The 22,829-nt window shown below is 69.5% G+C and carries 19 protein-coding genes and 3 tRNA genes; 13 read left to right on the forward strand and 9 right to left on the reverse strand.

The annotated features are described in order from the left end of the window. The first annotated feature begins 403 nt into the window (after window positions 1-403). The gene (locus tag ACQP2F_RS37870; RefSeq protein ID WP_433296228.1) at window positions 404-2,824 is read left to right on the forward strand and encodes a non-reducing end alpha-L-arabinofuranosidase family hydrolase; all 2,421 of its coding nucleotides are present in this window, start codon (window positions 404-406) and stop codon (window positions 2,822-2,824) included. A 101-nt stretch (window positions 2,825-2,925) separates the two neighbouring features. Here ACQP2F_RS37870 and ACQP2F_RS37875 read toward each other — a convergent pair whose 3' ends face one another. Continuing rightward, a complete protein-coding gene (locus ACQP2F_RS37875; RefSeq protein WP_433296230.1) occupies window positions 2,926-3,771 on the reverse strand; it encodes a transporter substrate-binding domain-containing protein in 846 nt (281 codons plus the stop codon). Window positions 3,772-3,886: 115 nt separating this feature from the next. On the opposite strand from ACQP2F_RS37875, the gene ACQP2F_RS37880 reads away from it, so the two are divergent. Continuing rightward, a complete protein-coding gene (locus tag ACQP2F_RS37880) occupies window positions 3,887-5,461 on the forward strand; it encodes a methyl-accepting chemotaxis protein (protein WP_433296232.1) in 1,575 nt (524 codons plus the stop codon). Between the two features lie 177 nt (window positions 5,462-5,638). Further along, a complete protein-coding gene (locus ACQP2F_RS37885; RefSeq protein WP_433296234.1) occupies window positions 5,639-6,115 on the forward strand; it encodes a DUF1990 family protein in 477 nt (158 codons plus the stop codon). Between the two features lie 30 nt (window positions 6,116-6,145). On the opposite strand, the gene ACQP2F_RS37890 is transcribed toward ACQP2F_RS37885, so the two are convergent. Continuing rightward, the gene (locus tag ACQP2F_RS37890; RefSeq protein WP_433296236.1) at window positions 6,146-6,793 is read right to left on the reverse strand and encodes a TetR family transcriptional regulator; all 648 of its coding nucleotides are present in this window, start codon (window positions 6,791-6,793) and stop codon (window positions 6,146-6,148) included. Between the two features lie 74 nt (window positions 6,794-6,867). Here ACQP2F_RS37890 and ACQP2F_RS37895 point away from each other — a divergent pair, with 74 nt between their 5' ends. Continuing rightward, the gene (locus ACQP2F_RS37895; RefSeq protein ID WP_433296238.1) at window positions 6,868-7,320 is read left to right on the forward strand and encodes an SRPBCC family protein; all 453 of its coding nucleotides are present in this window, start codon (window positions 6,868-6,870) and stop codon (window positions 7,318-7,320) included. A gap of 459 nt (window positions 7,321-7,779) precedes the next feature. After that, a complete protein-coding gene (locus ACQP2F_RS37900) occupies window positions 7,780-8,577 on the forward strand; it encodes a hypothetical protein (protein ID WP_433296240.1) in 798 nt (265 codons plus the stop codon). Window positions 8,578-8,692: 115 nt separating this feature from the next. Here ACQP2F_RS37900 and ACQP2F_RS37905 read toward each other — a convergent pair whose 3' ends face one another. Together ACQP2F_RS37905 and ACQP2F_RS37910 are read right to left on the reverse strand one after the other, a co-directional pair. Then, window positions 8,693-9,094 carry a hypothetical protein gene (locus ACQP2F_RS37905; RefSeq protein ID WP_433296242.1) on the reverse strand — a complete coding sequence of 134 codons (402 nt, stop codon included), beginning with the start codon at window positions 9,092-9,094 and terminating at the stop codon, window positions 8,693-8,695. 113 nt (window positions 9,095-9,207) lie between these two features. Beyond that, window positions 9,208-10,674: an Ig-like domain-containing protein gene (locus tag ACQP2F_RS37910; protein ID WP_433296244.1), complete on the reverse strand. Its 1,467-nt coding sequence runs from the start codon at window positions 10,672-10,674 to the stop codon at window positions 9,208-9,210. A 337-nt stretch (window positions 10,675-11,011) separates the two neighbouring features. Here ACQP2F_RS37910 and ACQP2F_RS37915 point away from each other — a divergent pair, with 337 nt between their 5' ends. The 3 genes from ACQP2F_RS37915 to ACQP2F_RS37925 all read left to right on the forward strand — a co-directional run bounded on the left by ACQP2F_RS37915 (window position 11,012) and on the right by ACQP2F_RS37925 (window position 14,476). Further along, a complete protein-coding gene (locus ACQP2F_RS37915) occupies window positions 11,012-11,695 on the forward strand; it encodes a hypothetical protein (RefSeq protein ID WP_433296246.1) in 684 nt (227 codons plus the stop codon). A gap of 82 nt (window positions 11,696-11,777) precedes the next feature. Beyond that, on the forward strand, window positions 11,778-13,802 hold the full coding sequence (locus ACQP2F_RS37920) for a histidine kinase (RefSeq protein ID WP_433296248.1): 2,025 nt from the start codon (window positions 11,778-11,780) through the stop codon (window positions 13,800-13,802). Next, window positions 13,799-14,476, forward strand: a complete 678-nt coding sequence (locus ACQP2F_RS37925) for a response regulator (RefSeq protein ID WP_433296250.1) — start codon at window positions 13,799-13,801, stop codon at window positions 14,474-14,476. Before ACQP2F_RS37920 ends, ACQP2F_RS37925 begins: the two co-directional genes overlap by 4 nt. Window positions 14,477-14,532: 56 nt before the next feature. On the opposite strand, the gene ACQP2F_RS37930 is transcribed toward ACQP2F_RS37925, so the two are convergent. Both ACQP2F_RS37930 and ACQP2F_RS37935 read right to left on the reverse strand, forming a co-directional pair. After that, the gene (locus ACQP2F_RS37930) at window positions 14,533-15,168 is read right to left on the reverse strand and encodes a dihydrofolate reductase family protein (RefSeq protein ID WP_433296252.1); all 636 of its coding nucleotides are present in this window, start codon (window positions 15,166-15,168) and stop codon (window positions 14,533-14,535) included. A 96-nt stretch (window positions 15,169-15,264) separates the two neighbouring features. Continuing rightward, on the reverse strand, window positions 15,265-18,147 hold the full coding sequence (locus ACQP2F_RS37935) for an ATP-binding protein (RefSeq protein WP_433296254.1): 2,883 nt from the start codon (window positions 18,145-18,147) through the stop codon (window positions 15,265-15,267). Window positions 18,148-18,271: 124 nt separating this feature from the next. On the opposite strand from ACQP2F_RS37935, the gene ACQP2F_RS37940 reads away from it, so the two are divergent. Beyond that, window positions 18,272-18,868, forward strand: coding sequence for a dihydrofolate reductase family protein (locus ACQP2F_RS37940; RefSeq protein WP_433296256.1), 597 nt, complete (start codon window positions 18,272-18,274; stop codon window positions 18,866-18,868). A 515-nt stretch (window positions 18,869-19,383) separates the two neighbouring features. Here the strand turns inward: ACQP2F_RS37940 and ACQP2F_RS37945 are convergent. Then, complete coding sequence (locus ACQP2F_RS37945; RefSeq protein WP_433296259.1) at window positions 19,384-20,577, reverse strand: GNAT family N-acetyltransferase; 1,194 nt, start codon at window positions 20,575-20,577, stop codon at window positions 19,384-19,386. 173 nt (window positions 20,578-20,750) lie between these two features. Between ACQP2F_RS37945 and ACQP2F_RS37950 the strand changes: the two genes are divergently transcribed. The 4 genes from ACQP2F_RS37950 to ACQP2F_RS37965 all read left to right on the forward strand — a co-directional run bounded on the left by ACQP2F_RS37950 (window position 20,751) and on the right by ACQP2F_RS37965 (window position 21,577). Next, window positions 20,751-20,823 (forward strand) — tRNA-Gly (locus ACQP2F_RS37950). A 36-nt stretch (window positions 20,824-20,859) separates the two neighbouring features. Then, window positions 20,860-20,930: transfer RNA gene (locus tag ACQP2F_RS37955), tRNA-Cys, on the forward strand. Window positions 20,931-20,943: 13 nt separating this feature from the next. Further along, window positions 20,944-21,018: transfer RNA gene (locus ACQP2F_RS37960), tRNA-Val, on the forward strand. Between the two features lie 82 nt (window positions 21,019-21,100). Next, window positions 21,101-21,577 carry a DUF488 domain-containing protein gene (locus ACQP2F_RS37965; protein WP_433296262.1) on the forward strand — a complete coding sequence of 159 codons (477 nt, stop codon included), beginning with the start codon at window positions 21,101-21,103 and terminating at the stop codon, window positions 21,575-21,577. Between the two features lie 694 nt (window positions 21,578-22,271). Here ACQP2F_RS37965 and ACQP2F_RS37970 read toward each other — a convergent pair. Continuing rightward, window positions 22,272-22,469: a hypothetical protein gene (locus tag ACQP2F_RS37970; RefSeq protein ID WP_433296264.1), complete on the reverse strand. Its 198-nt coding sequence runs from the start codon at window positions 22,467-22,469 to the stop codon at window positions 22,272-22,274. 213 nt (window positions 22,470-22,682) lie between these two features. Further along, window positions 22,683-22,829: a hypothetical protein gene (locus ACQP2F_RS37975; protein ID WP_433296266.1), complete on the reverse strand. Its 147-nt coding sequence runs from the start codon at window positions 22,827-22,829 to the stop codon at window positions 22,683-22,685.

Consider the following 22,829-nt stretch of genomic DNA (forward strand, 5'->3'; position numbering starts at 1 on the left):
GTGGCCGCGTTGCCTGGTCGCTGTCGTCGATCCGGAGCCCTGCTGCCTGACGATGTCGACCAGTAAAAGTTCCAGCGCCGACCCGGTACTTTCACTCACGGTTCCCCTCGCCGGGGCGCATCGCGCGTCGCAGCCATTGCTCTAAGTCGATGGCATCCTTCGTCCTCGCGGCACTGATTGCCTGCCCAATCCCTTGCCGAGCCGAGAATCCGGAACGCCTTACCAGACATTGACCACTCGCCATATCCCGCGGTAGCGTTCGCCGAAAGTTGCCAGAATGTTTCGGAATGTTTCGGATTCACGTCCGCATCATCACTGACCGACCCGTGGCTCATCCGACCCCGCAGGAGCCTCGCGAAGGCGGCCCCTCACCGTCCCCCGAGCACAGGCCACAAGGAGTGTCATGAATCGCTTGAAGAGATCCAGCCGGTACCGATGGGTGGCAGCCGCCGCGACGGGTCTGCTGGCGGCGGCCGGCACCGCGGTCCTCATCCCCTCCGCGGAAGCGGCGGCCGGCACGCTGGGCGCCGCCGCGGCCCAGTCGGGCCGCTACTTCGGCACCGCGATCGCCGCCGGCCGGTTGGGTGACTCGACCTACACCACGATCGCCGGGCGCGAGTTCAACATGGTCACGGCCGAGAACGAGATGAAGCCGGACGCGACCGAGCCCCAGCGCGGTCAGTTCAACTTCAGCTCCGGCGACCAGATCTACAACTGGGCGACCCAGCGCGGCATGAAGGTACGCGGCCACACCCTCGCGTGGCATGGCCAGCAACCCGGCTGGATGCAGAGCCTGAGCGGCAGCTCGCTGCGCCAGGCGATGATCGACCACATCAACGGCGTGATGGCGCACTACAAGGGCAAGCTGGCCGCATGGGACGTGGTCAACGAGGCCTTCAACGAGGACGGCAGCCGCCGCAACTCCAACCTGCAGGGCACCGGCAACGACTGGATCGAGGTGGCGTTCCGGACCGCCCGCAACGCCGACCCGTCGGTCAAGCTCTGCTACAACGACTACAACATCGAGAACGCGACGTACGCCAAGACCGTGGCCGTGCTCAACATGGTCAGAGACTTCAAGTCCCGCGGCGTACCCATCGACTGCGTCGGCCTGCAGACCCACTTCACCGGCGGCAGCTCACTGCCCGGCAACTTCCAGACGACGCTGACCAACTTCGCCAACGCCGGCGTGGACGTGGCGCTGACCGAGGTCGACGTCACCAACGCCGCCACCTCCCAGTACGCCGGGCTGACCCAAGCGTGCATGAACGTGGCGCGCTGCCTGGGAATCACCGTGTGGGGAGTGCGCGACAGCGACTCGTGGCGTTCCAGCGAGAGCCCGCTGCTGTTCGACGGTGGCGGCAACAAGAAGGCCGCGTACACCTCGGTCCTCAACGCGCTCAACGCCGCCACGCCCACCCCGACCGGCCCGACGCCGACCGGGCCCACACCCACCGGTCCGACGCCCACCGCGCCGAGCGGGGCGAACGAGATCAGGGGTACGCAGTCCGGCCGGTGCATCGACGTGCCGAGCGTCTCGCACAGCAACGGCACGCGGGTTGCTCTGTGGGACTGCAACGGCCAATCCAACCAGCAGTGGACGTACACCTCGAGCAAGCAGTTGATGGTGTACGGCAACATGTGCCTGGACGCCGCCGGCTCCGGCAACGCCTCGGCCGTGCAGATCTACAGCTGCAACGGGCAGACGAACCAGCAGTGGAACGTCAACTCGAACGGCACGATCACCGGCGTACAGTCCGGACGCTGCCTGGACGTCTGGGGCACCGCCAACGGCCAGCAGGTCCAGATCTACGACTGCAACGGACAGGCGAACCAGCAGTTCCAGCTGGTGCCCCTCGGCGGCACCACCTCACCGACACCGACGCCGACCACGCCCACACCGACGCCGACCGGCAGCACGTGCACGCTTCCGTCGTCGTACCGGTGGAGTTCGACGGGTTCGCTGGCCAGCCCGAAGAACGGCTGGACCTCGCTGAAGGACTTCACGAATGTCGTCTACAACGGCAAGCACCTGGTGTACGCGTCGAACGTGTCGAACGGCTCGTACGGCTCGATGAACTTCACCCCGTTCACCAACTGGTCGGACATGGCCTCGGCCGGCCAGAACGGGATGAGCCAGGGCACGGTGGCGCCCACGCTGCTCTACTTCGCCCCGAAGAACATCTGGGTGCTGGCCTACCAGTGGGGTCCCACGTCGTTCAGTTACAAGACGTCCACCGATCCCACCAACGCCAACGGCTGGTCCGGCGTGCAGACGCTGTTCACCGGGACGATCGCGGACGCCCCGTACGGTGTGATCGACCAGACGCTCATCGGCGACGACCAGAACATGTACCTGTTCTTCGCCGGCGACAACGGCAAGATCTACCGGGCCAGCATGCCGATCGGGAACTTCCCGGGCAGCTTCGGCTCGTCGTACACCACGGTCATGAGCGACTCGACCAACAACCTGTTCGAGGCGGTCGAGGTCTACAAGGTCCAGGGCCAGAACCAGTACCTGATGATCGTCGAGGCGATCGGCAGCCAGGGCCGCTACTTCCGCTCGTTCACCTCGTCCAGTCTGAGCGGTTCGTGGACGCCGCAGGCGGCCAGCGAGAGCAACCCGTTCGCGGGCAAGGCCAACAGCGGAGCCACCTGGACCAACGACATCAGCCACGGTGACCTGGTCCGCAACAATCCCGATCAGACCAAGACCGTCGACCCGTGCAACCTGCAACTGCTCTACCAGGGCAAGGACCCCAGTGCGGGCGGCGACTACAACAACCTGCCGTGGCGTCCGGGCCTGCTCACGCTGCAGCGCTAGCGGCCTCCGGCCCCGACTGCTGAGCCGCTGCCGGCAGGCGAACTCCGCCTGCCGGCAGCGGCGACCCTCCAGGTCCTCCCCCGCAGCTCGGTATCCCCGCGTCACGCACCGCCATTGACGGCGCCGGTGCGCAGCGCTCCCTCCTTGACTTTCCACTTGGCCAGCAGTGCGTCGTAGGTCCGGTCGTTGATCAGGGAGTACAACGCGGTTTGGATTGCGGCGGTGAGCGTCTTGCGGTCCTTGGCAACACCGATGCCGTACGGGATGGCTTCGATCTGCGGGCCGGAAAGCTCCAGGCTGGTCATCTTCTGCACATCGAGCGCGGCAATCGGAAAGTCATTGAGAGCGGCGTCGGCTTTCTTGTCTCGCACATACGCCGACGGAGTATTGCTGAGCACAAGGGTCAGGCCTTTGGCGCCACAGGCCTCTTTCTGAGCAGCGGCCATGTCGACGAACACGGTGTCGGGCTGGACAGCAACCCGTCGGCCGCACAGCCCGGGCATGCCACCGACATCGCCCACGCCCTTGTTCACGACGATCGACGTACCGGCATTGAGGTAGTCGACGAAGTCGGCTTTCTGTTGGCGTGCGGCCCGATCGAACATGGATGAGATAGACGCGTCTATCGTATGTGCCTTGACCTGGTCGAGTAGATCGCCGAACGCCACGGTCCGCCATTGGATCCGGGTTCCGAGCCGGGCGGCTATAGCCTCGGCTATGTCGACGTCGAGTCCGGCGTAGGTGGAACCGCGCTTGAAGGTCATAGGCTCGAACGTCGGATCGGTGCCGACGACAAGAACGTTGCCCGCTCTGACCGACTCGGGCAGCGCGGCCCGGGCCTCGGCGAGCCGGTCAACGGACGTCACGGTCTGCGGGGACGGCGTGGAGCACGCGGCTCCGCCGCCAACGATGATCCCGGCCGAGAGCACCAAGAGAAGACGTCGCATGATGACCCTTCGTGATTTCCCGGTTATCCCATCGGCGGCAGACGGTCACGCCTTAGCGTAGATTCGTCCGCCATGCGGCAATCGCGAGTTATGTGGGAGCTGGCCGGGAGGCGTCATGACGTTCACCATTCGGCGTCAGATCGGGGTCCTTGCCGTGGCGGGGTTCGTCCTGGTCATCGCCGCGGGGGCCATCGGCTATCGCGGAACGTCGGCCATTGCGGCTCAGCAGACCACCGCCCGGAACGCGGCGGCAGCATTGCAGGCGGCGCAGTCGGTGGACATCGCGCGGGCTCTGTTTCGCGGCAACGTGCTTGCCACAGTGGTCACGAACAACGCCGCCGAACGGCAAACGGTCCTTGACCGCCTCGGCGACAACGTCGCTGCTGCCCGCTCCGGCGTCGACCAGGTCATCCGATATGTGCCCGAGCTGCGGCCCACCGCCGACGCTGTGCTGCCGGGGCTGGATCAGTTGATCGCGTCTGGTCAGCGGATAGTCACGCTGGCCAGCCGCGTCGCCTCTGATCCGCGGCGCACGGCCGCTCTGGCCGCCCGTCCGGCCTACGACGCGGTCGACGCCAAAGCCGCCCGCGCGGTCGCGGCATTGACCACGGCCATCGACCAGCAGGTCAAACGCTCATCCGACCGCGCCGCCTCAGTCGCCGACCAGGCACAACTGCTCACCTTGATCACCTGCGTCGCGTCCGCTCTGCTGCTGGGTGGGGCCGCATTGGGGCTCGCCCGCCGGATCGCTCAGCGGATGAGCCACAGCCTCACCACGGCGGAAGCGATCGCCGGGTACGACCTGACCGTGGACGCGTCGTTGCCCGGAGGCGACGAACTGGCGCAGCTGGGCAACAGCCTCGACAAGATTGTCGAGTCGCTGCGCACCGCGATGGCAGAGATCGGCGGCAACGCGAACGCGGTTGCCGCCGCATCCGAGGAACTCACCGCCACCAGCCGTCAACTGTCCCAAGGCGCGGCCACGGCCTCGTCCGAGGCTGCGCGGGCCAGCCGAGACATCAGAGATGTCACCGCCGGCGTCGACGAAGCCACCGCGGCTGCCCAAGGCCTCGAGTCGTCGATTCAAAACATCGGCGCAGCCGTGGACGAGGCCGGCAACGTCGCCGCCGAGGCGGTGGATCTTGCGGTAGCCACCAATCAGACCATCGAACGCCTGCGCATCTCGAGCGAGGAGGTGTCCGCCGTGGTCAGCATCATCACCGCGATCGCCGAGCAGACGAACCTGCTCGCCCTCAACGCCACCATCGAAGCGGCCCGGGCCGGTGAGCAGGGTAAAGGCTTCGCCGTCGTCGCCGGCGAGGTCAAGGACCTGTCCCAGGAAACGGCCTCAGCCACGGGTGACATCTCCGCGAAGGTCGCGGCCATGCAACGCGACACCGCGAGCGCCTTCGCCGCAATCAGCCGAATCAATCAGGTGATCGAGCGGGTCAATACCTTGCAGCATTCGATCTCGGCGGCGGTCGAGGTCCAAACGCGCGCCACCGGGCAGATCGTCGCTAGCGTGAGCTCCGCAGTGCACTCAGCGACCGGAGTTTCCAGCTCGATCAACCGCGTCGCCGACACGACGACTTCGACGCACGAAGCCGCCACACAGACCGAGTCAGCCGCCCTCGAGCTGGCGTCGCTCTCACAGCAGCTACGCCGGGTCGCCGACCGCTTCCGGCATTGAGCATGCCGTCGCACCTCAGAGGCCTCGAGCCTGACCCTAAGGGGCTGCGATGCCGGCATCACGCAGGCAAGTTCGGTTACCGTGGCCCGGGTGCGGCGTGCTTCACGGGAGTCCCCCTCTCAGTTGGGCGCTGCCCCATTCACGTACCGCGAGGTCGGTGCCACCCGGCTCGGGCCGATGCCCGCGGGCGCGTACGGACATGTGTTCCGAGATGTCAGTCTGGGAAATGGACGTGAGCTCTTCGAGCGCGCGGCTGCCGCATTGTTCGAGTGGCGGATGCATGAGGAGGCTGGGCTCGCCGTTGTGTATGCCGGCGGCAAACCGGCACCGGGCGTCGTGGTCGTCCTGCGGGCCGGTTGGGGCCCGCTGAGTCTGAGGATTCCCTGCCGAGTCGTTTACACCGTGGAGGAAGCCGATCGTCGTGGGTTCGCCTACGGAACTTTGCCCGGTCATCCGGAAAGTGGCGAGGAGGCGTTCACGGTTGTCATGACCGCGACGGGTGATGTGCGGGGTCGGATTCGAGCGTTCAGCCGCCCTGCGTCGCTGCTTGCGCGGGCCGGCGGCCCGTTCAGTCGCTTGGTGCAGCAGTATGCGACGGACCGCTACGTCAACGCGCTCCGCCACCAGGCCCGGCCTGAGCGGACCTTCGAGTAGCCGGTAACCCTTACCCGGCGCTAGCCGCTGTCACGATGGCCAGCTCGAGGTCAGGCCGTCCTCGATGAGCCGGGCCGCGCGTTGGACGTCGGTCGTGACCTCGTCGTGCAACTTCGCGGGATCGGATGTGGTGGCCAGATGGCGGCGCAGGCTTTGGAACTGGACTCGCCAGAGGCCGAGCAGCGCCGCCGCCGCAATTTGTGGCTCGGGGTCGTCGGGACCTAGGCCGGCCCGCTCGGCCAGCACTTCCGCGGCCACGGTCACGAAGCGGTCCATCGTGTCGCTCTGGTAGGCCCGCAGCGAGGGGGTCGAGGCGATCAACGCGCCGAAGCGCCGGTAGTCCGCGATCGCTGAGCCCGGGTCGCCGCTGGCGGCCACGCCCGCGGTGATGGCGGTGAGCTCGGCGTCGAGGATGCGCAGCGCCGCACGTACCGGGGGCACCGAGGAGTCGGCGAGGCCCGCGCGCAGGGCCGACATGGTGGTCTCGAGCTGGTCCAGAACCAGGGATTCCTTGGTCGGGAAGTAGTTGAAGACCGTCTTCTCCGAGACGCCGCAGGCCTCGGCGACGTCGGCCACCCGGAACGCGTCGAACCCGTGCCGCAGGAACAGCCGCGCCGCGGTATCGGACAGCCGACGGCGCATCTCGCGCTTCTTGCGCTCGCGGAGCCCTTCGGTCATGCGCCCAGCTTAGTACAGTCTCAGAAAAACTACTGCTACTGTAAGTTTACAGAGGCAGTAAAAAAGGAGGGATCATGAGTGAGTTCCGCATCGTACGTGACTATCCGTACCCGATCGAACACGTCTGGCGGGTGCTGACCGAGCCCGCACTCGTAGCCCAGTGGACCGTCACCGGGCAGGGCGGGCGGCCGGAAGGCTTCGAGCCCGTCGCCGGCAACCACTTCCGGCTGGTCGCGAAGCCGGTGATGGGCTGGCGCGGGATCGTCGACTGCGAGGTTCTGGAGGTCGACGAGCCCCGGCTGCTGCGCTACACCTGGGTCGGGGACGAGGGTGCGGCGCCCAGCTTCGTGGCGTACCGGCTGGAGGAGTCGCCGACCGGCACCCGGTTCACCTGGGAGCACACCGGTTTCGCAGGCGTCGGCGGCTTCTTCATGGCGAAATTGCTGCGGTCGGTGCGGACCAAGATGCTGACGGTCGCCGTTCCGGCCGTCCTTGAGCAGACCTATCGACCAGCAGCGAGCCCGTGACGAGCTCACGCGGGCACGGCATGGCTACCAGGACGAGACGTTCCCCGTCCTTGAGCCCGGCGAGATGCCGCCAGCCGGACCGGCGCCAAGCGGCGAACCTGCCGACCTGGCACCGCGGGGTCCCGTCTGGCGCGCACGGGTGCGCCTTCATAGCCGCGCCACATTCCCGTCCGAATGCCGCAGCGCGGCCGGTGGAGATCTGACGAGAGCAGCTCCGCCCTCGCCTTTCTTCATCCAGAAGTGGGCCCACCACGCCGCGAGCGTCAAAGGCGTGACGCCGTGAGGTGCATGACAGGGAGCGGCGAGGATCACACGCCATTTTCTGCAATTCTCATCACGCCATCGCAAGAGTGCCTATCATCACGCCGGCGGCCGACAATTCGCGAGCCGGTGAGGATTTTCCCGCTGGATACATTCGCTGCGCGTAATCGACATGTGACTGCTCCAGGGTTGTTTGCCATGAGGCCTTTTCGCCGTACTCCCGAAAGCCCGGACTCGCACGTGTCGTGGGCGGCCGAAGTCATCGAGCTGGGTGCGGTGTTCTTCGCTGTCGGTCTTGCGCACCTGTTCGTCAGCATGGTCGGTCATCACGCCGACGGGGCGGCCATGCTGATCGTCAGTGGCGCCGCCCTGATCGCCGCGATGCTCCTGCACCGATGGTGGGGTGCCCGCCGCCGCACCAAGAACGCCGCCACGCCGGCGCGGGGGGCGATGATGCAAGACCTGTTGTCCGTCCCGGCGGGCGACCGCAACCTGTTACGGCTGCGTACGACGCTGTCGGACCGACCGGGCAGCCTCGCCGCGCTCAGCGGGCAGCTCGCACGCCTGGACGTGAACATCCTCGCCATCCAGGTGCACCCGGACAACGACAGCGCGGTCGACGACCTGCTGATCGCCGCTCCCCGCGCCGTGACTTCGCAGCAGGTCGTCGCGGCGGTCGAGGCCGGCGGCGGCACCCGGACCCGCGCCGGTCACGCCGACGCACACGACCTCATCGACCCCGCCACCCGCGCCCTGAGCCTGACCGCACGCGTGCTGCGCGAGCCGAGCATGCTGCAGCCCGCCCTGCTCAGCCTGCTGTCAGCCGACGCCACGGCGGTCGAGCCCGAGGGCTTCGACCCGGCCACCACGGCGAAACTGCAGGACCCCGACGGACATCCGCTGTACGTCTCGCGCCCCGCCCTCGCGTTCACTCCTACGGAACTGTCGCGCGCCCAAGCCCTGATCAACGTGTGCGCCCAAGCACCCGTCAAATAGCCCCTGCCCCGTCACCATCGCCGGCGTTGATCTGCATTTCGGTGGGCTGTCTCTTCGGATGCGGCGGCTTACCGACTTTTTACGCCACCGCAGATCCGGATGGCGAAACCGTTGATCAGTCGGGGGCGTGGCGCTCGCTGATGACCTTGCCGCCGAGTCCGGACCGGGACGTGGGTTGGCCGATCAGTTCCACGAGAACCTCGTCGCGACATTGCTCGCCGAACACCGAACTGACTGCTTGGGTGAACGCGGAGACCAGTTGCGACACGACGCTGGCCGCGTCCGCCCTGGCGAACACCTCCTCGCGCATGCCGAAGGTGACCGCCGGCGCGGCCGTGGCAACCGCCGCTCCGCCGCGAGCCCACCGTCCGGCCGGGATCCCGACGAGCCTGACCTCCACCGACGGGCGGGCCCACTCCCCGTACACGGACACGACGGCGGCCGTCAGCTCTCGGATGAGGTCGGGCTCACGCCCGGCGAGCTCGTCCTCGAGCGCGTACAGCGTCACGTGGGGCATCGACAACTCCTCCGGTGTCGCAGACCAACGGCCGAACGTCGCTCGGTGGCCCGGGCAGATCAGACGTACTCAACTTGGCAGATCCGGACGTTGATCATCCGGCTCGTGTGCGGTCAGCGGCGGTAGGTTCGCTTGGCCGTGTACTTGACGTTGCCCGCCTTGTCGTAGGCGCGGATCTGCACGGTGAACTTCTTTCCGTATTTCTTCGGGTTCACCGTGAAGCTGTACGCCGCCTTGGTGTCGGTGGCGATGACCTTGCCGTTGACCAGCAGCTGCACACGGGCGACACCGAACCGGTCGCTGGCCTTCGCGGTGACCTTGAACTTCTTGGTCAGCTTCGCGTTGTTGCTGGGCGCCTGCTGGTATTTCACCGCGGGCAGCGTGTTGTCGACCGTGATCGCCCGCTTGACGGTGGTGACGTTGCCGGCCTTGTCCATGACCGTGACCTCAAGGGTGCGGCGTCCGTCGGCGACCCGGCGGCTGTCGATGCGGACGCGCCACGGCGCCTGATGGGTATAGGCGAGCTCGTTGATGTAGCCGCTCATGTAGACCAGGCCGGTCGCGTCCCGGACTCCCGTGACGGCATTCGTGAAGACGCCATGCACGTACGCGTTCGCCGCGGGGGTGAACGTGATCGCCGGGCGGTCGTTGTCGACGATCACCGAGCGGGTGTGCTCGGCGACGTTGCCCAGGGAGTCGTAGGAGCGGATCGTCATCGTCGCCCGGCCGTTGACCGCCGCCGGGTCCCACTTCAGCCAGACCGCGTCAGTGCCGTTGCAGCAGATCGACCGGTCGGTACGGATCAGCTTGCCGTTGACCCACAGCTCGACGCGGTCGACCAGAGCCGGGTCACGGGAGTCGACAAGGACGCCGCGGCCGGTCCTGCTGACGTAGCCGTCGGTCTCGTCCCACGCCAGATCCAGGCTGGGTGGTGTGTTGTCGACGTGGGCGTGTGCCTGGTTGACGGTGACGTTGTCGAGCTGGTCGTAGGTCCGGGACTGCAGGAGCACCATGCCGGTGCGGCCGCTGGTGTCCCAGGTGACGGTCCACGGCGCCGTGGTAGCGGAGTCGATCACCCGGCCGTCGAGCAGCAGGTCGATGCGCCGGACCGTTTGCGGTTGTTCACGAGGCGTCAGGTTGAACTGCTTGACGCCGCGGAAACTGTTGTCCTTGTTCGGATAGGTGCTGCTGGGCCAGGGGAAGTCGGCCAGCGGGGCGTAGTTGTCGACCCGCACGGTCACCGGCTCGCTCGTCGTCCAGGCCCCGTGTGAGTCGGTCAAGCGCAAGCTGACAATGACGTCGGCGTCGACGATGTCCCTGGTGTTCCACGAGAGGGTCCACGGCGCCGCGACAGCCGTTGCCGCACGGTTCCCGTTGGCTAACAGCATGACGGATTGGACGTCGGTCCCCGGGGCGATGGTCGGCTGGACGACCACGGTCTTGTTGATGCGCTGCCCGGGAGCCAGACCCAGGCTCACGACCGGCGACTCGGCCGCCCGCGCGGGCGCCGCACCGACACCGACGACCAGCACGGCGACCAGCGCGGCGACAGAGACAGCCAGACGCGGCGTCCGCTTCACGATTCCCCCGAAGGATCGATGTGTGCGCGGATCGTACCGGAGCCCATGCCCGCGGCGCCGACCTGCGCCGCGCACCATCCGTCGACACGTTATCGGCGGCAGATCCGCGAATCGTGGGGTCTACCGGTTTGGGCTATCCCGACGCCGAGGTCCGCCCTTCTAGGCGCTCGGCCCGTTGCTGGCGCCCGGCCGCTCTCGCGAAAGTACGAGAGCGGCCGGGCGCTGCCGTTGACGTCCCGACCCGAGTCGGGACGAGCGCCGATGTGCCCGGGACAGCTCCCCTCGCACGGTGGGACGCACGCGGCGCGGAGCGTCGCGACGACGCCGGGAGGCTGCCATGCAAACGAACACGATCAATCGCGCGGTGGGGATGGCCGCATGGACGGGCGCCTGGGTCGGGTCGGTACTGGCGCCGATCCACGCGCTGAGCCGGTTCGCCACGGCCGACGGTGCGGGGGACCTGGAGAGCTCGGTGGTACGGGCCTGGGCGGAGCCGGGCGCACGACTGCTCCGTCCACTGCTGTCCTGGTCGGACGCCGACACGGTCTATGTGACGTACGGGCGCGTGTGGTTTCCGTTGATCCTGGTCGCCACGGCGGCCGCCATCGTTGTGCGGCGGGGCCGTGAACCGCGCGGTGCGGAGCGCTGGGGATGGTGGATCACGCTGGTCGGCTATGTCGTCGCTACGTTGTCGACGGTGGGTGACTACTACACGCCGTGGATGGATCAGACGTTCGCGTTCGTCGGCATCCCCGCCATCCTGACCAGCATTCTGGGTTCGGCGGTACTCGGCATCGTCCTGCTGCGCCGAGATTTCCGGCCGCCGGCGACGGCCTGGCTGCTGGCCACCTGGCTGCCGTTGTTCTTCGTGCTCAGCGCCCTGATCGCGATGGGGGCGGCGCTGTTGCCGATGCTTTGGGCGTGGGGAATTGCCGGCCGCTTCCTGGCCCGACCCGCCACGCCTACCGCCGCTGCGGCGCCTGCTTCCTCGCCGCCGGCCGGAACGACGAGGTCGCGATGAGCGGTGTCCGCGGTACCCTGCGGGTGGCGCGCCGGCGGTACGCGTCCGCTCGGATGGCCTGCCGACGCGAGATGGAGTCGGCGTGAACACCGCAATCCCGCTCCCCGCCTCGGTTGCCCCGACGCGAACCGGCGTTGTGGCGCCGCGGCGGGCCGCGGGTGCGCTGGCCGGCATCACCGGCCTAGCCGTGCTGCTGTCGGTGGTGTTGATGGTCTCCAACCGGCCTGGCATCGATGCGCTGGTGGCCGGCCATGATCTGGTCGGCGCCGTGGTCGCCCTGTCGTTCGGCGCAGTCGGCGCGACAGTGCTGCGCCGGCATCCCACGCACGCCCTCGGCTGGGTGTTCCTGTCCATCGCACTGCTGGAGGCGATCGCGGGACTGGGCGCCGCGTACGCTGCGCGTCGGCCGACGCCGCCGCTCGCGGGCCTCGCCGGGCTGATCGGCGACCGGATCTGGTTTCCCGGCGCGATCGTTGCCATCGCGCTGGTGACACCGCTGTTCCCGGACGGACGAGCGGCCTCGAAACGGTGGCGGCCGCTGATCTGGGTCGGCGTGGCCGTTTCCGCGCTGGCCTTTGCCGGAGTCTGGCTCGTCGACCTCCCGGCCGGGCGCTATCCGCAGTGGGACAGCCCACTGGAGTTGCCGTCCCCGGCCCAGCCCGCCCTGGTCGCAGCCGTCACGGTCCTCCAATTGACCGCAGCTGCCTGCGGGCTCCTCGGCGGCATTGCTCTGCTGATCCAGATGCGGCGCGGAACGCCGGCGCACCGACGCCGGCTCGGGTGGTTCTTCGTCGCGTTCCTGGTCGGTGTGACCGGCCAGCTCTTCGACTCGGTGAGCCCGGCGATCCCGCTGGTGGCCTGGGCGCTGTTCCCGGTCGGGCTGGGCGTGGCGATGCTGCGTTACGGCCTGTTCGACGGCGACCGACTGCTCAGCCGCACACTGGTCTCGATCGTGCTGACCGTCGCCATCGCCGGCGTGTTCGGCTTCGCCATCGGGCTCGGGTCGAACTGGCTCGGTGGCGAGAGTGCCGGGGCCGTGGCCGCCGCGGTCGTGATCGCACTGGGCATGGCACCGGCTCGTGAGCTCGTCCAGCGCGGCGTCGACCGGTTGATCTACGGCCGGCCCCGCGACCCGTACACCGTGCTCACCCGGCTCGGCCGGCAGCTGGCCACGACTATCGCACCCGACGAGGTGCTGCCCGTGGTCGTGGACGCGGTCGCCGATGCGCTGCGCCTGCCGTACGTGGCGGTCACCCTCACCGGGGAGGCCCGGCCGGCCGCCGCCCGCGGTACGGCGCCGGTGGTCACCGTCGACCTGCCCCTGCTGCACGCCGGCACGGCGGTCGGTACCCTGCGCGTCGGGCCGCCCGGCGGCCGTTCGTTCCTCGATCCGCAGGATCAACGGCTGCTCCACGGCTTCGCACAACAGATCGGGCCGGCCGCCTACGGGGTTCAGCTCACCCACGACCTACGGCGATCCCGGGACAGCCTCGCCACCGCCCGGGACGAGGAACGGCACCGGATCCGGCGCGACCTGCACGACGGGCTCGGGCCCACGCTCGCCGGTGTCGCACTCGGACTCGGCGCCGCCCGGCGCGCCGCCACGACGCCGGCGAGCCGGGAACTGCTGAGCAGCCTCGAAGCCGAGGTCAAGGACAGCCTGGATGACGTCAAGCGGCTGGTCGCCGACCTGCATCCCACCGCGCTCGAACAAGTCGGACTGATCGCCGCGCTGCACGGCTATGCCGACACCGTCACCATCCGCAGCGGCGGTGCCCTGCACGTCACGGTGCAGGCGCCCGACGCGCTGCGCCTGTCCGCCGAGGTGGAAGTCGCCGCCTACCGGATCGCCCTGGAGGCGGTCACCAACGTCACCCGGCACGCCCGAGCCACCCGATGCGCCGTGTCCGTATGCGTCACCGGCGACGATCTGGTGATCCAGATCTGCGACGACGGCGTCGGCGTCCCGAGCACCCCGCCACCGGGACTGGGGCTGCGGTCGATCGCGGAGCGAGCAGCCGAACTGGGCGGAGCGGCCACCGTCGAGGCGGGCGCGGCCGGCGGGACGGTCGTCCGGGCACAACTCCCGCTGCGGACCGCGACATGACCGTCAGAGTCGTCATAGCCGACGACCACCCCGTGTTTCGGCGTGGCCTGCGCGCCGCGCTGTCCGACGCCCCCGCGGTCACCGTGACCGGGGAGGTCACCGACGGGGCCGCAGCCGTCGCCGCCGCGCTCGAGGACACCGCCGACGTAGTCCTCATGGACCTGCACATGCCGGGCATGACCGGCATCGACGCCACCCGGGAGATCCGCCGCGTCGCGCCGGCGGTGGCCGTACTCGTGCTGACCATGTTCGACAACGACGAGTCGCTGTTCACCGCCATGCGCGCCGGCGCACGCGGCTACCTCGTCAAAGGCGCCGAACAAGACGAGATCGTACGAGCGATCATCGCCGTCGCCGCCGGAGAGGCAGTTTTCGGCGCCGGCATCGCGGAACGCGCCCTCGCCTACTTCACCGCCGCACCGTCGGGCACCCGCGCGGCGCGACCCTTCCCCGAGCTGACCGACCGGGAGATGGAAGTTCTCCAACTCGTCGCCGACGGCCTCACCACGGCCGACATCGCCCGCCGTCTCCACCTCAGCGAGAAGACCATCCGCAACCACACCTCCAACGTCGTGATGAAGCTACGCGTCGAAGATCGAGCACAAGCCATCGTACGGGCACAACAAGCCGGCCTCGGCCACCGACCTGCTCCCCCGCCGGGCGGATTTGACTAGGGCCGGTGCTCTACCGAGCCGACTGTGCGGACACGGCCGCGGTTGTGTCTCGGCGTTCACGAGCCGGCCTTGCGGGTGAACGTGAGGTGGGTGACGCCGCTGGGCGACGAGACCGCCTCAATCTCGTAGACATCCTCGAGGGCCTCCAGACCGTCCCAGATGCGGACGCCGCGGCCGAGCACGATCGGCACCTGGACCAGATGCATGTGGTCGACCAGCCCGGCGGCGAGGAAGTCGCGTACCACGGAGGGGCCGCCGCCGATTCGAACGTCCTGGCCATCGGCTGCTTGGCGGGCGGTCTCGAGCGCCTCGGCCGGGGTGGCGTCGAGGAAGTGGAAGGTGGTGCCACCCTTCATCTCGACAGCGGGCCGAGGATGGTGAGTGAGCACGAAGGTCGGGGTGTGAAACGGCGGGTTCGGCCCCCACCAGCCCTGCCACTCCCTGTCGTCCTGCCAGCCGGGCGGGCCGAACTTGTTGGCGCCCATGATCTCGGCGCCGATGCCGTGACTGTGGCGTTCGGCGAAGGCGTTGTCGACGCCGGCGGTTCCGCCCGCGTCCCAGAACCGGGTACCGAACATCCACTCGTGCAGACGCTCGCCCGCATGGCCGAACGGTGCGTCCGCGGACTGCGGCTCGCCGGTGGCGAAGCCGTCGAGGGAGATGGACATGTTGTGAATCCGGGTGAGTGACATCCGCGCTCCTTTCTGGAGAGGTTGACCAGCGTCACCGGCCATTCTCATCGGCCACCGAGGTCGGATGCGCGAAACATCGCCGCGCGTCCTGGGCGTCTAGCCGCCGCGCGGGCCGGTCGGTGCGACGAGCCCGTGCTCGTGGGCTTTGGCGGCCGCCTCGGTACGGCTGGTCACACCGAGCTTGCCGAGGATGCGTGCGACATGGGTGGCCACGGTGTTGGCGCTGACGAACAGCTCGGCGGCGATCTGGGCGTTGGAACGGCCGCGGGCCAGTACGCGCAGCACGTCGAGTTCCCGGCTGGTCAGTCCGAACTCGTTGGCCGCCGCGGAGCCGGCGGCGGCGACATCGGTTAGCCGGCCGCGGTGCAGCAGGTCGTCGATCCGCGCCAGCAGTGGCGCGGCGCCCAGCTCGCCGGCCAAGGCGCGGGCCTCGCGCAGCCGGTACCGCGCGCCAGGGCGGTTGTTCGAGGCCAGCGCTGAGCCGGCGGCATCGGTCAGTACCAGCGCCGTCTCGTAGGTGTTGCCGAGCTCTCGCCACGCCGCGGCGGCCCGGTCCCAGGCGGGCAGGTCGTCGCCCGCCGTCGCCGCGCACGCTAGGCGGTACGCGGCCAGGCCCGGGGAGGCGCCCGGCACGGCGCCGGCCAGCGCGGCGAGCTCGGCGAATCGGGCGGCGACCGCGGCGGCGACCGGCCGGCTGCGCGGAGCCGCGGCCCGGCGGGCCCGCTGCAGCCGCGCCCCGGCCAGCGCGAGCCGCATCGCCTGCGGCGGCAGCCAGGCGGCCCGCGCTGCGGCAAGGTGCTCAGCGAGGATGCGGTCCGCCGCCTCGTGCTCGCCCTGGCCGGTCGCCCACTCCAGGCGCTGGACGGCGATCTCGGCCTTCACCTCCTCCGCGGCGAGGGCGTGCCGCGCGAACTCGACCAGCTGGCGCAGCAAGAGCTCGAAGCGGTCCGTCTCGCCGCGGCTGCGGGCGATGTCTGCGCTGATCAGGCGCAGCGCGGCGGCGTACATGGGCGGGGGACCGTCCGCGAGGGCCTCCTCGACGACGTCTATGGCCTCGTCCCACCGGCCGAGGGAGCGCAGGCTCATGCCGCGGGCCACGGCCAGCATGGTGCCACGCGAGCGGGCGTGGCCGAGCCGCTCGGCGGTCCGCTGGCCCTCGTTCGCGAGGTCGGCCGCGGCCGCGTAGCGGCCGGCGGCGCCGAGCATCAGCGCCTCCCATTGGAACGTGGTGAGGAAGGTGTGTTCGTCGCCCTCGTGCCACGCGAGGCGGCGGGCGGCGGCGAAGTCGTCGCTCGCCCGGTCCGGGTCGCCTTCCGCGCCGCGCAGCGTGGCCAGCACCAGCAGGGCCGGAGCCCGCAGGCCGTCGTCGTCGAGCTCGTCGGCGAGGTGCAGCGCCTCGGTGGCGTACCGTCGGCTCTGGTCGTGCCGGTGCGCGCCGACGCCGACGAACGCGAGGGCGGCCAGCAGCCGGCCGCATAGCTCCATCCGCGCTCCCGGCGGCAGCAGCGCCACCGCGGCCGCCAGGTCCTCCGCGCCGGTACCGTCGACGCGGTGCCGCAGCTGCCCGCGCAGGCCGAGCAGCCGGGCCACCTGCTCTGGCTCGGCGGTCGGGTCGAGCTCGTCCAGCGCCGTCGCGCTCAGCGCCACCCCACGGCCGGAGTGGCCGGCTGCGAACGCCGCCCGGGCGGCGTGCTCCAGCACCGTGGGGTGATCGGCGCCGACCAGGGCGGTCGGATCAGTGGCCCGGTCCCACTGTTCGAGGACCAGGCCGAGCAGGTGCAGCTGTTCGTCGTACGCGTGCTGCCGGGCGGCGCCGGCCGCGGCCCGCCACGCCACCGGTAGGGCCGCGTCCGCCTCACCGGCGGCGGTCCAGTGTTCGGCGAGTGCGGTGCCCACGCCCACGGGATCGTGCTCGGACAGCGCGACGGCGAAGCGGCGGTGCAGCCGGCGGCGCTCGCCGGGCAGCAGCGCGTCGTAGACGGCCTCCCGGATCAGGTCGTGCCGGATGGTGTACCGCTCGTCGCGCACCGCCACCAACCGCCGCTCGGCCAGGTCGTGCAGGGCACGCCGCACCTGCTGCTCCGGCAGGGCGCATACCGCGCCAAGCACCGTTTCGGCCGTACCGTCGCCGACCGCCAGGGCGGACAGCAGCTCGCCGGCGGGCTCGGGCAGCTCGGCCGTCCGGGCGAGCAGCAGCCCGCGCAGGTCCTCGGCCGGCGCCTCGCCGGCCTCGCTCAGCGCCTCCACGAACATCGGGTTGCCGCCGCTGCGCCGGTGGATCCGGCGGCTGCGCTCGGGCTCGGCCGGTCGGCCGTCGATGGCGGCGAGCAAATCGGCCACCTGCCGCCCGGTCAGCGCCTCGAGGCCGACGCGGAGTACGTCCTCGCGGCGGCCGAGCTCGGCGAGCAGCCGCCGGTTCGTGTCGGTCGCGGGCAGCTCGCCGGTGCGCAGCGTGCCGACCAGCAGGACCGGGCCGCCGGCAAGATTACGCGCGAGGTACGCGAACAGCTCCCGGGTGGACGCGTCGGCCCAGTGCAGGTCCTCCACGACGAGCACGAGCGGCCGGGTCTCGGCGACGCGAACGGCCAACCCCAGCATCTCCTCGAGCAGCCGGGTCCGCGGGTACCGGGCCGGCGCCGGGCCTAGTTCGGGCAGCCAGTCCCCGAGGGCCGACCCGCCGGGCGGCAGCAGCTCCAGCACGGCATCGCGGCCGATGCGGCGCACCAAGCCACGCACGACGGCGACGAACGGTACGTACGGGGCGCCCTCCGCGCCCAGCTCCAGACAGGCACCGGTGAGCACGAGCGGTTCCCCGGGCAAGTCCCGCAGCACGTCCGCGACCAGCCGCGACTTGCCGATGCCCGCCTCGCCGGTGACCAGTACCGTGGCCGGCCGCCCCGACCGGACCCGCTCGTACGCCGAACGCAGCGCGGCGGTCTCGGTCTCTCGGCCCACCAGCACCGGGCTGACGACCGTCATCCCCCGCCGTACCCCCCAATCCCGGGCCCGATGTCATCAGGTCTGGCGACGACACCGGGCCGCCCCGCAGGAGAACCTACCTGGGCGGCAAGTCGACCGCACACCACGACCACCAGGAGTCACGATGTCACCACAACGTAGCGTCGTCGCCAACATCGCGCTGTCGCTCGACGGCCGGGTCACCGGGCCCGGCGGCGAGTACGACATGGGCTGGATCGTCCCGCACGCGCTCAGCGCCGGTGCCCGCGCGCACATGGTCCGGGTGACCGGCCCGGCCACAACCGCCCTGCTCGGGCGTAAGAACTACCAGGGCTTCGCAGGCTTCTGGCCGGCCGTGGCCGGCGACGAGAACGCCCACCCGGACGACCGCACCTTCGCGGGGTGGCTCAACGGCGTCGAGAAGGTCGTCTTCTCCACCACGCTCACCGAGGTCGAGTGGGACAACGCCCGCCTGGCCTCATCCGACCCGGCTACCACCGTCAGGGAGCTACGCCGGCAGGACGGCGGCGACATCATCGTGCTCGCCAGTAGCAGCGTCATCCGCCAGCTGCTCGACGCGGACGAGGTCGACCAGCTCAGCATCACCCTCTGCCCGGAGCTCGTCGGCGGCGGCGCCCGTCTCTTCGAGGACGGCCCGGCCGGCTCGTGGAAGCTGACCGACAGCACCGTGACCGACAGCGGGGCCATGTGCCTGCTATACGACCGCAGCCGCGAGGAGTAAGGAGAACGTCTCGGGCCGCTTGATCGTCTGCAATCTCATGGTATTGGACGGCTGCTCCGCCGCCACCGACGGTAACCAGGCGACGTCGTGACGAACGGCAGCCGTATCAGCTGCAACGGACTGCTGGCCGCCGGACCGGTCAACGAGCTGCACTTGATCGTGGGCGCCGTTGACCGGTTGACAGCCGGCGTCCGATATCGGCCGCGCCGCCCGGGCGACTCATCGCTCGCCCGGGCCGGGCGGCATGTCGTAAGCGGCCCGGGCGAGGCGGCGCGGGAGCGGCCCGGGCGAGGCGGCACGGGAGCGGCCCGGGCGAGGCGGCGCGGGAGCGGCCCGGGCGAGGCGGCGCGAGAGCGGCCCGGGCGAGGCGGCCGTGGACCGCTGCCACACCGACGACCGGCAGGCTTACTAGGAAGTCAGCCATGATCACGTGCGCGCTCCTCCCACGCTGGTGCAACCGGATCTCGCGGCCGCCCGCACCACCTCCTTTCCGTTGCGCTTCGAGTGGCCGGCTCTCAGAAGTCGGCGAACAAGTAGGGCATCTGCCGCGGGAACATCGAGGTCAGCGCCGGGATTGCCGCCGGTGAGACCTGACCCAAGCCCCGGGTGACCACCTCGATCGGGTCGAGCACGCCGTAGAGCAACGCGCTGAACCCGGCCGCGCTCAGCGTTGCTGCCGGATTTGTTCCTTTTGTGACGGCCAGGGTGCAGCTTCTGCCGTCGCTGCCGTCGCTCTCCAGGTGCCAGATGCCGCCGATCAGGTCGTCGTCGGCGATCTCGATCGTGACCGCGCCCGGGCCGGCCCGGCTGCCGGTGAGCGCCTCCATGTCGAGCACCCGGACCATCGGGCCGCCCTGCCGCGGATATTCCACCCGGCCCTCGGTGACCACGGCGAAGTCGGTGGCCCACAGGTCGGGCACCTCGTCGGGGCCGAGCCGCACCACGACCCGGGCCACCTGGTCGACGTGCCGGGCGAAGAACTGGAGCAGCAACGCCCGCCCCAACGGCCCGCTGTGGAGCAGATCGGACGCGACCAGGTCACCGCCGTAGGAATCGACCCGATAGCGGACGGCGCCCACCACCCGGCCCTCGGCCCGCGCGACCGCCACCCACAGCTTGTCGTCACGGAACTCGGCCGTGCGCACCTCGTCGAACACCGCGAACCCGTGCACCTGCCCGACCAGTTCACGGGTCAGATCGTCGTACGCCCGGAAGCCCTCGCTCATCGGCAGAAGCTCGACCTCACCCGGCAGCTCGGCCCGCACGAGCTCGCGAAGCCCCTCGGGGGCGAAGGTGGCCGTGCGCTGCCGCGGGATGCCCACGTAGCCGAAGCGCGCGTAGAAGCTCGCCCGGAACGGATAAAGCGCGCTGACGGCGGCGCCTTCGTCCTTCATCTGCCGCAACAGCCGCTGCAACAGCTCGCGCACGAGCCCCCGGCGCCGCGCCGACGGGTGGGACGAGACCGAGGCCACGCCGGCCATGTCGTGCACGAGCCCGCGCACGTTCTGCCGCATGCGCAGGGCCGCGACCCCGGCCAGCGCCCGCCCGTCCTCCTCCGCGACCAGGCTCACCGCCGTCTCGAAGAAGCGCATGCGGCGGCGATAGCTCTCCTCTTCCCCGGCCGGCCACGGCGAGGACATGAACGCGTACGCCTGGAGGGGAAACATCGTCGCCGTGCGCTCCGCCGCGCTGATCTGCCGGAAGTTCATGGACTCCATCCAACACCGGCGGCCGTACGGGGCGCTCGGTTGTTTTCCGGCCTGTGGACAACCGGCGAAATCGCAGTTCGCGACGCGCCGGGGCACCCCGGTTTGGCAAGCTCGCGGCCGACAGGCTAAGGTTTCATCCGTCGCCAGGGAGTGCAAGCCCCCCGGAGAGACAAGCGGACGTAGCGCAGCTGGTAGCGCATCACCTTGCCAAGGTGAGGGTCGCGGGTTCGAATCCCGTCGTCCGCTCGGAGAGGCCTTCACAGGTTAGTGCGGGGCCGACTCGGTGGAGTGGCCGAGAGGCGAGGCAACGGCCTGCAAAGCCGTGTACACGGGTTCAAATCCCGTCTCCACCTCGGCGAAAGCCTAGGGCGATTGGCGCAGCGGGAGCGCGCTTCCTTGACACGGAAGAGGTCACTGGTTCGATCCCAGTATCGCCCACCAAGAGTTTTCGCAGGTCAACGGCTCGTTACCAGATCTTGGGTAACGGGCCGTTTGTGTTTCGCCAGATCCTGCGCGTTGGGGGGTGGGTGTGGTGGTGACGGCTGCGGCGCCCGGTCCCGTGGGGCTGCTCGGGGTCGGCTACGAAGGGCTCACGATCGACGAGCTGGTGACTCGGCTCGCGGCGATGGGCGTCACCCGGCTGGTCGACATCCGGCTGACGCCGATCTCCCGAAAGCCGGGGCTGAGCAAGACGGCTCTCGGCCGCCGGCTGGCCGCGGCAGGCATCGTCTATGAGCACCGCCGCGAGCTGGGTAACCCGAAGTCGAACCGGGCCGGCTTCGCGGCCGACGGGCGGCAGCGGGCCGATGCCCGTGCGCGGTATGCGCAGCTGCTGCTGGACGTGAGCGCGAGTGAGGCGTTGGACGCGCTGGCGGAGGCGGGGCGTCAGGAGCGGGTGGCGGTGCTCTGCTTCGAGGCCGATCAGGGTTGTTGTCATCGCGATGTGGTGCTGGCGGAGGTTCAGCGCCGGCTTACCGGCGAGGCGGCCAGTACACCTTGAGCATGTTGAAGACATGGGCACGCTTGGCCTACTGCCAACATAGAAGGCGACATTGGCTTACCAAGATCGTGCCCCATTTAACCCCCGCTTTGGGATCGACGCGGTGCTTGCCGTGGAAGTCGTCGCCTTCTGATGAACCCTCGGCTTGCGCCGGATGATCGGCAGCCTAGCCGCAATGGCACCTTGCCCGCCCGCACACCTTTGCGGTCTACGTACTGCGCCTCCCCGCACTGACGCAATCACTCCGACCAGGTCAACCGAGGCGGCGGCTCCGGCCACATCGAAGATCCCGGGCGGCCCTCGAACCAGGCTGGAGCCGGCGGGACTCGAACTCGTGATCGATCGATCATGAGACCTCCCGTCCCGATCGTCATCTGGCACGGGGCGCGCGGCGATCGATCTCGCCCGGCAACTCGGCGTAAGCAGTTACCTAGCCGGTGATGGCCGGGCCAACGTCCTGCCGGTGCTCGATCAAGGTGCCGAATTCATCACCTCGTCCGTGTCCGATTTCGCGGATCAGGTTCGACATGTTGGTGAGAGCGCCCACCGGGGGTGCTCCGGCGACAGGGGGCAACCGATGTTTCCGTACCTGACCGGTAGTCACTCGACCGACACGAACCTCGGCAATGCCGTACAACGCGAGCGCGACGAGGCCCTGGGCCGCCTCGCTTCCCGACTGCGGCGCATACTCCGCTCAAACCGGAAGAACGCCGAAGCCTGAAAACCTCATGTAGGGAAACGTCGCGCCGATGCGGCCGGAGTGCCCCGGCGCCGGGGAGCCATCCACCACATCCGTGTCGACCACATCGAGACTGTCCCGATGACTTCGAAGTAGGACTGCGACGCGGTCGCGACGCTCGCCGTCCTGATAGCCCGCTTCGAATGCGAGCATCCCGACGGTCTCGGGCCCCGGGTGAGGTAGTCGAGGTTTAGCCGGCTCGTCGCCCACGCAAGCGAGCGATCTCAGCCTCGAGGGCGGCGACCCGCCGTTCGCGTCGCGCGGGTCGGCCGAGCAGGTGGCGCTTCCGCCGTCGAGAGGGTGTTCTTGATCGGGCTCGCCGGGATCAGCCAATCCACGGGCCGGAACGCGACGATCGGCTGTGCATTACCAGCCGGCCCGGCCGGGGCGCGGCAGCTCGCCTACCTCCTGGCGGCCCTTCAACTTCGAAACATCACCACCGGCGACCCGGTCGGAATACATCCGGACCGCGCGAGCCTGCGTCTCATCGTCGTACTTCTTCGGTGCTGGCAT

The organism is Actinoplanes sp. CA-030573 (assembly GCF_050951115.1).
Classification (GTDB): Bacteria; Actinomycetota; Actinomycetes; order Mycobacteriales; family Micromonosporaceae; genus Actinoplanes.